Genomic DNA, 11,138 nt, shown 5'->3' with positions numbered 1-11,138 from the left:
CTCATATCTTCCACGCCGTCATCCCCGCCGTCGTAAATTCGTACCGGTGGCTGGTGCCGCCAAATTTCCGAAGTGATTCAATAACCTCATAACGTGTATTATTCGGGCAATAAAAGAACATGAAGCCGCCACCGCCTGCACCGGAGATCTTACCGCCGGTGGCCCCGCTCCCGATCGCTGCCTCGTAAATACTGTCGATCAAATGGTTGGTAATACCCGAAGCAATTTGTTTTTTATATTTCCAGCCAAAATCAAGCACTTCTCCGATCTGATCAATTTCTCCTTTCAGGATGGCTTCTTTCATCATGGTCGCCTGTTTTTTCAGCTGGTGTGTGGCTTCGATGTATTTCGTTTTATTTTCCAGGATATTCCTGGCCTGGCGCTCGATAATAGCTGATGATACCCGGCTTGTTTTAGTATTGTACAATACCAGGTTATGTGAAAGTTCATTCAGGTAAATGCTTCTGACTTTAAGTGGGTTAACGATGACTTTATCATCTTTGAAGAATTCCATGAAATTGATACCGCCAAATGTCGCTGCATATTGATCCTGCTTGCCACCCGCCATTTGCAGGTCAACCCGCTCAATCTGGTAAGCCAGTCGCGCCAGGTCATACTCACCAAGGGGCAAATTAAGCCATTCGGCGAAAGCCCCTAATACAGCCACTACCAAAGTCGATGAAGTACCCAACCCTGAGCCCGGCGGGGCATCAACATAAGTGGATAGCTCGAATGATAAAGCTGTATGGGTATAATCCTTAACAATACGGTTATATATCCCCTTGAGCAAGTCCAGTTTTCCATCAAGAGTAAGTACTTCGCAACTCCTTGTTTCATATCTTTCATCCTTATCCAATGACCTGATAACGATATTGCCATCGCTTGCCGGGAGGATGGTCGCATAGGCGTACATGTTGATGGTGGCATTCAGGGTAGCGCCACCATAAAGATCAGAATATGGTGTAACATCAGTACCACCACCGGCCAGGCCAAGTCTGAGGGGGGCTTTACTCCGGATGATCATCTTTCGTTCAGGATTGCATTGGCATAATTCTTCCAGCTCATTTCCTGTGAAGTTTCTGCAACGTGTTCACGTGGAATAGGTTTTTCAATGGCTTTTATCATTGTTGCAGCCATAGAATCAATATTACCCGGTTCTGCCAGGTAACCATTATAACCATCTTTGACTGTTTCAGGGAAATGCCCCACGCGGGTAGCCAGTATCGGCATCCTGAAGTTATACCCGATTGATTCAACCCCGGAAGGCGTTGCAGTAAGATAAAACAGCATGATGGCGTCGCTTACCTGGAAATATTTATGGACTTCCTCATTCGGGACAAAAGAATTGACGACGGTGACCGCCTGATTGATCCCCAGCTCATCGATCAGATCCAGGGGACGGTATTGCCGTTCATCATCCTGCTTCCTGAGAAAGACAGATTTCGCTGCAGAGAATACGGCATTTTTGACCCGGGTCGACATCTTTTTCGTATCGAGGGTCTGCCAGAAGGATTCTCCGACGATAAGCAGGGAGACGTCATCCCGTTGAGCAGCCACTATTGCAAAAGCCCGGATGACATCATGCAATCCTTTATATTTTCTTATAAACCCAAAGAAGAGGAAAACATGTTTTTTCAGGTTTAGTCCCTTCTTCACCTCTTCAACCTTAAAATCAGGATCGGGTTTAAACATATCATAGACCGGGTGGAAAAGCTTCACGACTCTTTTTCCCTTGCCAACCGATTGTTTCCCCGGGTCCAGGAGTTTAAAATCATTTCCGGGAAACAGCTTCTTTAATTCATCGTAAGTTTTGTACGCATGAACTACGTAAGAATGGGCGTGTTTTATCCCCATCCGGGTGAAAGCCTTGTCAATCTTGCTTCCTTCCTTCTGAATAACAAAATGAAGGTCGAAAATTACTTCCAAACCCTTGACCTTACTGAGCTTTCGTGCAATATATCCAAGAGGGAGGCCCTGTATGGCAATGGCCCATTGGAAAATGACCATCTTTGGGCCGATATCTCTGATCAGACTGACAGTTTTCTTCCAGCTGAGCGGGCTGTTATAATTAGTGATATAGTGGACTTTGATATTCGTCCCTTCAAGCAGGTCAGTTTTGCTGCTGCGATCGATAAAATCACGAGGGATGATGGCCGGATACTGCTGGGTCCAGGAGACTATGTGAATCTCGGCAACATGAAGTTTGTCAAAGGCTTTGGCAAGGGAAGTATTATAATTTGCGATACCTCCTTTGAATTTTGGCCCCGGGCCAAAAACGACAATTTTATCCATCAGGTGGCGATATTCAGAGTTTTCCTTCTTTTTTCAACTTTTCGACAGCAGCATTATAAACACGCGTCATCCCTTCCCGAAGGGATATTTTGGGCTGCCATCCGAATTTCTCCTGTATCAGGTCCATGTTGCAATACCGTGAATATACCCCAACCGGCTTATCCAGCAAGGGTTTAATTTCAGTCTTATACCCGGCGATGTCACAAAACAGGTCGATCAGTTCGAGAAATGAAGTCAGCTTACCGGAGCCAATATTCCAGCCGGAGCCATCTTTGATTTTTTCCATCAGGATGAAGATCAGGTCGATGATATCGTCGATATGGACGAAGTCCCTTCCCTGTTTGCCTGAGCCCCAGACTTCGAAGGGGTTTTCATGCCTGGCTGCCCGGGCAGCAATCGCCGGGACAGGGTACGACAGGTCCTGATCCTCTCCATAGCCAGAAAACGGCCGGATGCAAACCACTGAAACGCCATAGTATTTTGCCGCGATCTGGGCCAGGAACTCGCCGGTAAGTTTCGACCAGCCGTAAGTCATATCAGGGGTTCCCAGGTTGTTTTTAAAGTCGATATCGCCTTCTTTCAATGCCACCGCGAAACTTTCCGACTGCATATTGGTCGGATAAGCGGCACTGGAGCTGGGATAAAGCACCCGTTCGGGCTTATGGCGGCAAATCCAGTAGAAAAATTCAGCATCGATAGATAGATCAAGCGCAACCGCCATCGGGTCACCCTCGATCTTAAGCCGGCCGCCAACAATCGCCGCAAAATGAAACACATCAGAAAACCTTTCAAAATCCAGGTTATAAGTCTCCTGCACAAAACGAGGATTTTCACGGAATTTAAAGAGGAAATTCCGGAAATCACCTTTCCAGAAATACAGTCTTTCATCCTGCCCGATGATCTCAACATCTTTAAATTTCCTGGAAGTAAAATTGTCAAGCCAGGTTGAAGGATGAGTGCCGATGGAAAGGTCATCGATGATAAAAACTTTATCCTTCGTTGTTTTCAGCAGCCTTCTGGTCATATTTCTTCCCACAAAGCCGCAGCCGCCTGATACTAAATGGATTTTCATAGCTTATTTATCAATATATTTTAGAGAGAACGATAATTCAAAATTCCAAATTCCAAATTCCAAATTCCAAGTTTCTAGTTTCTAGTTTCTAGTTTCAATCTCATCAATATTCAATGTTTTGGATACCAGGAATTGGTTCCGGTCAGAAGAAATCCTCGAAAGCATTTCAGCCACGAAACCTGTCAGGAACAGCAGGCTGCCAATGATCATTAGCGTGAGCGAAATATAGAAATACGGGCTGCTGGTGACCAGGATCGCTTTGATTCCATGATGCAGGTTATACAGTTTCTGGGCGCCAAGCCAGGCTGCAGCAAGGAAGCCCAGTACAAACATCAGCGTGCCGATCATCCCGAAAAAATGCATGGGCCTCCTTCCGAATTTAGAGACAAAAGTGATCGAAAGCAGATCCAGATAGCCTTTGATAAAGCGGTCGATCCCATATTTGGTGCTGCCGTATTTCCGGCTTTGGTGTGTGACCACTTTTTCGCCAATCCGTGTAAAACCTGCATAATTTGCAATGACCGGGATATACCGGTGCATTTCACCATAAACTTCAATGCTTTTGATAACTTCCAGCCGGTATGCTTTCAGTCCGCAGTTAAAATCATGCAATTTTATTCCTGACGTCTTGCGGGTTACCCAATTGAATAAACGGGAAGGGACTGTTTTGGAAACCGGATCGTGACGCTTTTTCTTCCATCCCGAAACCAGGTCGAAGCCGTCCTGGGTTATCATTCTATATAGTTCCGGGATTTCTTCCGGGGAATCCTGAAGGTCAGCGTCCATGGTAATGACCACTTCACCTTGGCTTGCGCGGAAACCACTGTTCAGGGCGGCCGATTTGCCATAATTCCTCCGGAATTTGATACCCCTGACATTGGGATCCTGGCGGCTCAACTCCTCGATCACCTGCCATGAATGGTCATTACTTCCATCATCAACAAAAATAATTTCAAATGATAAATTATTTGGTGTGAGCGTATTTACAATCCACTTGTGAAGCTCACGCAGTGACTCATCTTCGTTTAAAAGGGGTATGACAACGGAAATGTCCATCTGATCTTTATTAAGCTGCCGGCTGTCCGAGATCTGTATTTTCCTTCTTTACAAAAATAGCAGTGATCAGGCTGATAATTATCCCAACGATAAAATTACCAACGATGGCAAAAAAAGTGTACATCCCCACACTTTGAAACTTACGGGCTATTGCCATTCCCTGCTCTATATCCATATCCGACATACCTCTATCCATCATCTTTTGTTCAGTCATGGTCATAGCTTCTTCCATAGCACCCGGATCGATATATTGAAAGAAAATATACGTGTATATGCCCATGATTACAGATAAGAAAAGGCTTGTCAGCAATCCTACCGTGAAGGCTTTTCCGTATTCAATGAATCCTCCCTGGTATTTATTACGGAAATTGGTCTGGGCAAGAAAGAGCCCCGCAAGGAGGATAAGATATGACAGGTATTCCAGCCCGTTGCCCTTTGAGAGGTTTAGCAGGAAAAGGATCAGGCTGAATACAATGATAGCCAATGCGATGATAACACCGTATCCGAGGCTCAGAATTGTGGTTGATGGTTTATTTTCCATAGGAATTGGTTTTAAGTATATGCAAATTTAGGAAAATTAATAAGAAAGAGTAGTTCCAAATTTCAAAATCCAAAATACCTAAACTTGGTTTAACCCCCTATTGTTTAAGTTTTGAGATTTGAGTTTTTGAATTTGTTTGGGATTTGGAATTTGGTGCTTTATGCCTTGGATTTGTCTGAAATTTGGAATTATTTAGTATCTTTGCGCCCGGGTAAGTCTTATGCGACCAGCTCCCGCTGAACTCCCCCAGGTCCGGAAGGAAGCAAGGGTAAGTGGTTGAGCGGTGCGACATAAGGGGCTTACCCTTTTTCGACTCCAACAATTTCATCTATATATATTTGTCCTCATGTTGTTAAAGATCTACACCAAGAACCCCAGTGAGAATAACATCAGACAGGTGGTTCATGTTCTTTCCAACGATGGTGTAGTCATTTTCCCGACCGATACGATTTATGCCATTGGCTGCAATATTTACAGCCCGAAAGCGCTCGACCGTATTGCCCGGATCAAAGGACTGACCCCGAAAAACGCAAATTTTTCCTTCCTATGTTATGACCTGAGCCAACTGGCGGATTACACCCGTCCTATCAGCAATGACGTTTACAAACTAATGCGACGGACACTTCCGGGGCCCTATACTTTCATCCTCAACGCCAGCAGCAATGTACCCAAAATTTTCGGGCACAAAAAGAAAACCGTAGGTATCCGTATCCCGGAGAATAATATCCTTTCCGGGATCCTGCGCGAACTCGGAAATCCCATCACATCGACATCAATCCATGATGCCGACGAAATCCTGGAATACAGCACCGACCCGGAACTGATCCATGAGCGCTACAAAGACCTTGTTGACCTGGTAATTGATGGCGGGCACGGCGATAATACCCCCAGCACCATTATCGATTGCACAGGCGAAGAGATCCTGATGATCAGGGAAGGGAAAGGAGAGATCGAGTGAAATGTTGAATGTTATTTAATAAGTCCAGCATTCAACATTCAACATTTAAAATTTAAAATTACTATCTTTGCGCCCTCATTTTGATTCTGTAGCTCAGCTGGTAGAGCAACGGCCTTTTAAGTCGTGGGTCCCGGGTTCGAATCCCGGCAGGATCACAAGGTAGTCAGCAGTCAGCAGTCAGCAGTCAGAACTCAGTATATTACAATTTAACAATTTAGCCCTATACACTTTGAACTTTGCCATTATCTCCTGATGTTCACCTTCCTTTGTATGCGGCCTTTTTCAGTTATGATGCGGAGGATATAAGTACCATCCGGAAAACTGTTCAGGTTTAGGGAACAATTATAGCCACAACCATCTGTTCTCATTTTCTGCTGCCCGTTTATATCGAAAAGGGCAATTGATTCGATACGGATACCCGAATTTATATGCAACTGATCCTTAGCCGGATTGGGGTATATGCTGATATCCTTTTCCCATGCTGCTTCATCCACACCCGTCGGGGCAACTGTGATATAAGCATTTTTAGTTTCTGTCTCGTTGTTCACCCCGTCCGATACGGTCAGGCTGACGGTATAGGAACCATTGGCCATATAGGTGTAAGAAGGATTTTGCACTGTGCTGCTTCCGTCATCCCCGAAATTCCAGTTCCAGGAAACAATATTCCTGCCGGTCGGGATAGGCTTTTTCTTTAATTGATCAGTCGTTAATTTTGGAAGACCGCCGGGTTCCGATTCAGTGACCTGATTGATGATGCTGATATTCCCGTTCGAGCCGTTTAAGGTGCAAATGTCCCAATACAGTCCTGTTCCTGATGTAGGAATCTGGAGGGTATGCAACAGGCCGTTCTCATTATATATCTGCACCACAGCGCTGGATGTGGTTATTTCAGGACTTTCGGAATAATTGTGAATATAATAGTGGTACTCCCCGGGTTGAAGGTCATAGATTGTCGTGGTTTCAGGACCAAAACTCGTTTGATCATCAATATCAAGGATAGCATAAGGCGGACTTTCGGCAGAGCCCTGGTCACCATAATAAATGTGATAAGTAGATCCTTCAATGGATGGTGTTTTCAAATGTGAATCAAGGTCCTCAGGTGTTTCACCCCAGGTCAGCACAAAACGGATCTGGCCGGCCGCGAGGGTGGGTGAGAGCGCAATTTGTAACTCAAGGGTGCCGCCTTCCGGGATGACTACCTGGCTGTTCGAGTAATTCGTGTAACCGGTTGCTGATGCTGTTACCATATGCGTTCCTTCCGAAGAAAGATCGGTGAACTGCACTGCCAGGGGAGCGTTTCCATTCGTAGGAATGGCAGTGAAATTGGCATTCAGGACCCCTGCAGGGATGTTGGTAATAGTATAATTCCCATTTTCATCAGTGTAATCACTTAATCCGGCGACTGAAACCAATGCATTTGGAATAGGATTACCATTTATGGCATCCGAAACCATACCGGTTAAAGATGAGTTTGCAGCACTTTCAGAGGTAATCTCAATGTCATCCAGCATAAAAATAAATGCATCATCGGATACACATTGAATCCCGATATAGATTTCCATCCCGTTATAAGCAGACAGATCGAAATCCTTTTGCTGCCATTCTATAGCAGGCGCTTCGAGATAGGTACCCCCACTGATGAAGGTAAAACTACCCGGTGCGGGATTTGTAGTCGATACCCCTACTTTATATCTTTCGAGCCCATATTGGGCAGTATAAGATTTGACCTTCATATTCAGGCAGCCTCATTTTCTTTCCATACCTGATAATTTTTACCTTTGTCGGGTATAAATATCTTATAAAATCTTTATGAAGATTACCGTAGTTGGCACCGGTTATGTCGGACTTGTTTCCGGGACTTGTTTTGCTGAAGTTGGGATTGATGTAACCTGCGTGGACATTGATAAAACCAAGATTGATAACTTGAAGAAAGGAATTATTCCGATCTATGAACCAGGATTGGAAGAAATTGTGGAAAGAAATATGGCAAAAGGCCGCCTGCATTTTACCACGAACCTTGCTGAATCGCTTAATAGCTGCGAAGTGGTCTTCAGCGCCGTCGGTACACCGCCGGATGAGGATGGAAGCGCAGACCTTTCTTATGTCATCGGTGTAGCCAGGGAAGTCGGGCAACATATGAACGATTACCTGCTGATGGTCACCAAAAGCACCGTCCCGGTAGGAACGGCTAAACTTGTGAAGCAGGCTATCCAGGAAGTACTGGATAAAAGAGGGTCTAAAATATCTTTTGATGTGGCTTCAAACCCGGAATTCCTCAAAGAAGGAGCCGCAGTCGATGATTTCCTGAAACCCGACCGTATTGTTGTCGGTATAGAATCGGCCAGGGCAGAAGATTTGATGAGCAGGCTTTACAAGCCGTTTACCCTGAACGGCCACCCGGTTATTTTCATGGATATACCCTCAGCCGAAATGACCAAATATGCCGCCAACGCTATGCTGGCAACCCGTATCAGTTTTATGAACGATATGGCCAACCTATGTGAAATCATGGGCGCTGATGTGAACATGGTCCGTAAAGGTATCGGCAGTGACCCGAGGATCGGGTCAAGGTTTATATACCCCGGAATTGGTTATGGAGGCTCCTGCTTTCCGAAAGATGTGAAAGCGCTTATCCATACTGCCGGAGATAACGGTTATTCCATGCGCGTTTTAAAAGCTGTGGAAGAAGTAAATGACGATCAGAAATCAGTACTATACAATAAAGTCCGGAAATATTTCAACGGCAACCTTAAAGGGAAAACTATTGCCCTGTGGGGACTTTCTTTTAAACCTGAAACAGATGATATGCGCGAAGCGCCAGCCCTTGTGCTGATCGATAAATTTCTGAAAGCTGGTTGCAAAGTTAAAGCCTATGATCCCGAGGCAATGAAAGAAACCCGGCGACGCATTGGCGACATCATCGAATATGCTAAAGACGAATATGAAGCCCTGATCGATGCTGATTGCCTGCTGTTGGTCACCGAATGGAAAGAATTCCGGGTACCTGACCTGGCTATGATGAAAAAACTTCTGAAAGATCATGTTATCTTCGATGGCAGAAACATATATGACTCAAAAGAAATGACAGCAGCAGGTTTTGAGTACTTTGGAATTGGATTGTAAACTAAAGAGTCATAAAGTAGCCATTAGGTGGTCATAAGGTTGTTTTGGAATTAGAAATTTGAAATTTGGAATTAGTTTACAGGAAATGAGAAAAAGGATTTTAGTAACCGGCGGTGCGGGCTTTTTAGGATCGCACCTGGTCGAAAAGCTGCTGGCGGAAGGCCACGATGTTACGTGTGTCGATAATTACTTTACCGGTGATAAATGCAACATTGCCCATCTGATCGGAAACCCTTATTTTGAAGTCATCCGCCACGATATTACTATGCCGTTCTATATTGAGGCCGATGAGATATACAATCTCGCCTGCCCGGCTTCTCCTATCCACTATCAGTTCAACCCGATCAAGACCATTAAGACCTCCGTCATGGGCGCTATCAACATGCTCGGGCTGGCTAAACGCATTCATGCAAAAATTCTCCAGGCCTCAACATCAGAAGTTTACGGAGATCCTGAAGTGCATCCGCAAAAAGAATCTTATTGGGGGCACGTCAACCCGATAGGTTCACGGGCTTGCTACGACGAGGGAAAACGTTGCGCCGAAGCTCTCTTTATGAACTACCATTTTCAGAATAATGTCCGCATCAAGATCATGCGTATTTTTAATACTTACGGACCGCGGATGCACCCGCATGATGGCAGGGTTGTATCGAATTTCATCGTTCAGGCACTTAAAAATGAGGATATTACAATTTATGGCGATGGGTCCCAGACCCGAAGCTTTTGCTATGTCGATGATCTGCTCGAAGGCATGGTCAGGCTGATGCATACCGGTGACGAATTCATCGGGCCGGTCAATGTGGGCAATCCGGGCGAATTCACTATTCTTGAACTTGCGGAAAAGGTTCTAAGGCTTACTGGTTCGCACTCAAAGCTAATTTTTCTGCCTTTGCCGGAAGATGACCCGATGCAACGCCAGCCGGATATTTCACTGGCTAAAAAAGAACTCGGTTGGGAACCAAAAATCCCGCTCGAAGAAGGACTTAGAAAAACAATTGATTATTTCAAGTCAGTGGTTTAATTATTTCTTTAGATGTTAAATATCCTTATCACCGGCAGTAACGGCCAGTTAGGCAGTGAGTTCAGGGAAGCGTCTGCTTTGTATCCTTACTATAATTTCATTTTTACCGATATCGCAGAACTCGATATAACAGATGCCGGCCAGGTTGAGCAATTTTTATCTCAGCAAAATATTGACGTTGTGATAAACTGCGCCGGGTATACTGCTGTCGACAGGGCCGAAGAGGAGCCCGATTTAGCTATACTGATCAACCGGGATGCGGTGGTAAACCTGGTCCAGGCTTGTAAAAAATATGATATTTACCTGGTCCATATTTCCACGGATTATGTGTTTGATGGAAAGAATCAAAGGCCATACCGTGAAGATGATAAACCTCATCCCACATCCTCTTATGGTAAATCAAAACTTGCCGGTGAAGAAGCTGTCATGGCGTGCCTGGAAAAAGGGATGATAATCCGGACGGCCTGGCTTTATTCTTCTTTCGGGAGCAATTTTGTGAAAACTATCCTGAAAAAGGGCTCTGAAAAAGGAAAGCTGGATGTGGTCAATGACCAGGTCGGGTGCCCTACTTATGCCAGGGACCTCGCAGTTATTATCCTTAAAATACTGCCAAAAGCTTTATCAATTCACCAGTTTGAGATTTATCATTACTCCGATGAAGGCGAATGCAGTTGGTACGACCTTGCTAAAGCTGCGGTTAAGCTGGCCAATATCCCATGCCAGGTTAACCCGGTAACATCGGAAGAATACCCGCAGCAGGCACCCAGGCCGTTTTACAGCGTTCTGGATAAAACGAAGATAAAAGAGCAGTTTGGGATAACAATCCCGGATTGGAGGGAGAGCCTGAGGGAGTGCATTGCTTTGATGGCGTAAGGCATGGAAGTATGGGGGCATGGAAGCGTAGAGGTATGTTTTCAACTTTGAATTTTAAAACTTAAACTTTGAACTTTGAGCCCGTTCCGAAAAGGGGCAATTTGATAAACGTTTATAATTGACGAAAAAATAAAAATAGACCAATATGGAAAACGTAAGCTGAATTTTCTTTCAAAATGTGTCCAAAAGCAAATTTTTGATA

At 44.9% G+C, this 11,138-nt stretch carries 10 protein-coding genes, 1 tRNA gene and 1 other RNA gene; 6 read left to right on the top strand and 6 right to left on the bottom strand.

Annotation, left to right across the window (positions count from 1 at the left end):
• Position 1: 1 nt before the first annotated feature.
• The 5 genes from M0Q51_12750 to M0Q51_12730 all read right to left on the bottom strand — a co-directional run bounded on the left by M0Q51_12750 (position 2) and on the right by M0Q51_12730 (position 4,961).
• Positions 2-1,024 (bottom strand): dehydrogenase, encoded by a 1,023-nt coding sequence (locus M0Q51_12750; protein MCK9400845.1) that lies wholly within the window; start codon positions 1,022-1,024, stop codon positions 2-4.
• On the bottom strand, positions 1,021-2,292 hold the full coding sequence (locus M0Q51_12745; protein ID MCK9400844.1) for a glycosyltransferase: 1,272 nt from the start codon (positions 2,290-2,292) through the stop codon (positions 1,021-1,023). Before M0Q51_12745 ends, M0Q51_12750 begins: the two co-directional genes overlap by 4 nt.
• Before the next feature lie 13 nt (positions 2,293-2,305).
• Positions 2,306-3,364, bottom strand: coding sequence for an NAD-dependent epimerase/dehydratase family protein (locus tag M0Q51_12740; GenBank protein MCK9400843.1), 1,059 nt, complete (start codon positions 3,362-3,364; stop codon positions 2,306-2,308).
• An 81-nt stretch (positions 3,365-3,445) separates the two neighbouring features.
• Positions 3,446-4,420 carry a glycosyltransferase family 2 protein gene (locus M0Q51_12735; protein ID MCK9400842.1) on the bottom strand — a complete coding sequence of 325 codons (975 nt, stop codon included), beginning with the start codon at positions 4,418-4,420 and terminating at the stop codon, positions 3,446-3,448.
• A gap of 10 nt (positions 4,421-4,430) precedes the next feature.
• On the bottom strand, positions 4,431-4,961 hold the full coding sequence (locus tag M0Q51_12730; protein ID MCK9400841.1) for a DUF4199 domain-containing protein: 531 nt from the start codon (positions 4,959-4,961) through the stop codon (positions 4,431-4,433).
• Positions 4,962-5,170: 209 nt separating this feature from the next.
• Between M0Q51_12730 and ffs the strand changes: the two genes are divergently transcribed.
• From ffs to M0Q51_12715, 3 genes are all read left to right on the top strand, one after another.
• Positions 5,171-5,269, top strand: an RNA gene (gene ffs / locus M0Q51_12725) — signal recognition particle sRNA small type.
• A 38-nt stretch (positions 5,270-5,307) separates the two neighbouring features.
• Positions 5,308-5,919, top strand: a complete 612-nt coding sequence (locus M0Q51_12720; protein MCK9400840.1) for an L-threonylcarbamoyladenylate synthase — start codon at positions 5,308-5,310, stop codon at positions 5,917-5,919.
• 82 nt (positions 5,920-6,001) lie between these two features.
• Positions 6,002-6,074, top strand: a tRNA-Lys gene (locus tag M0Q51_12715).
• Positions 6,075-6,161: 87 nt separating this feature from the next.
• Here the strand turns inward: M0Q51_12715 and M0Q51_12710 are convergent.
• Entirely contained in the window at positions 6,162-7,652 is a 1,491-nt protein-coding gene (locus tag M0Q51_12710; GenBank protein MCK9400839.1) for a PKD domain-containing protein, read from the bottom strand.
• A gap of 76 nt (positions 7,653-7,728) precedes the next feature.
• Between M0Q51_12710 and M0Q51_12705 the strand changes: the two genes are divergently transcribed.
• From M0Q51_12705 to rfbD, 3 genes are all read left to right on the top strand, one after another.
• Positions 7,729-9,042 carry a UDP-glucose/GDP-mannose dehydrogenase family protein gene (locus M0Q51_12705; protein MCK9400838.1) on the top strand — a complete coding sequence of 438 codons (1,314 nt, stop codon included), beginning with the start codon at positions 7,729-7,731 and terminating at the stop codon, positions 9,040-9,042.
• 85 nt (positions 9,043-9,127) lie between these two features.
• Entirely contained in the window at positions 9,128-10,063 is a 936-nt protein-coding gene (locus M0Q51_12700; protein MCK9400837.1) for an SDR family oxidoreductase, read from the top strand.
• A 12-nt stretch (positions 10,064-10,075) separates the two neighbouring features.
• Positions 10,076-10,936: a dTDP-4-dehydrorhamnose reductase gene (gene rfbD / locus M0Q51_12695; GenBank protein MCK9400836.1), complete on the top strand. Its 861-nt coding sequence runs from the start codon at positions 10,076-10,078 to the stop codon at positions 10,934-10,936.
• Positions 10,937-11,138: the final 202 nt, after the last annotated feature.

The sequence above is a fragment of the Bacteroidales bacterium genome (assembly GCA_023229505.1).
Lineage (GTDB): Bacteria > Bacteroidota > Bacteroidia > Bacteroidales > JAGOPY01 > JAGOPY01.
Note: the sequence above shows the minus strand (reverse complement) of the source record. Positions and strands in the feature narration are given on the sequence as shown.

Coding starts and splice junctions, on each gene's coding strand:
- M0Q51_12750 (MCK9400845.1), bottom strand. CDS start 1,024: ATGATCATCCGGAGTAAAGCCCCCCTCAGACTTGGCCTGGCCGGTGGT.
- M0Q51_12705 (MCK9400838.1), top strand. CDS start 7,729: ATGAAGATTACCGTAGTTGGCACCGGTTATGTCGGACTTGTTTCCGGG.
- M0Q51_12745 (MCK9400844.1), bottom strand. CDS start 2,292: ATGGATAAAATTGTCGTTTTTGGCCCGGGGCCAAAATTCAAAGGAGGT.
- rfbD (MCK9400836.1), top strand. CDS start 10,076: ATGTTAAATATCCTTATCACCGGCAGTAACGGCCAGTTAGGCAGTGAG.
- M0Q51_12740 (MCK9400843.1), bottom strand. CDS start 3,364: ATGAAAATCCATTTAGTATCAGGCGGCTGCGGCTTTGTGGGAAGAAAT.
- M0Q51_12720 (MCK9400840.1), top strand. CDS start 5,308: ATGTTGTTAAAGATCTACACCAAGAACCCCAGTGAGAATAACATCAGA.
- M0Q51_12735 (MCK9400842.1), bottom strand. CDS start 4,420: ATGGACATTTCCGTTGTCATACCCCTTTTAAACGAAGATGAGTCACTG.
- M0Q51_12730 (MCK9400841.1), bottom strand. CDS start 4,961: ATGGAAAATAAACCATCAACCACAATTCTGAGCCTCGGATACGGTGTT.
- M0Q51_12700 (MCK9400837.1), top strand. CDS start 9,128: ATGAGAAAAAGGATTTTAGTAACCGGCGGTGCGGGCTTTTTAGGATCG.
- M0Q51_12710 (MCK9400839.1), bottom strand. CDS start 7,652: ATGAAGGTCAAATCTTATACTGCCCAATATGGGCTCGAAAGATATAAA.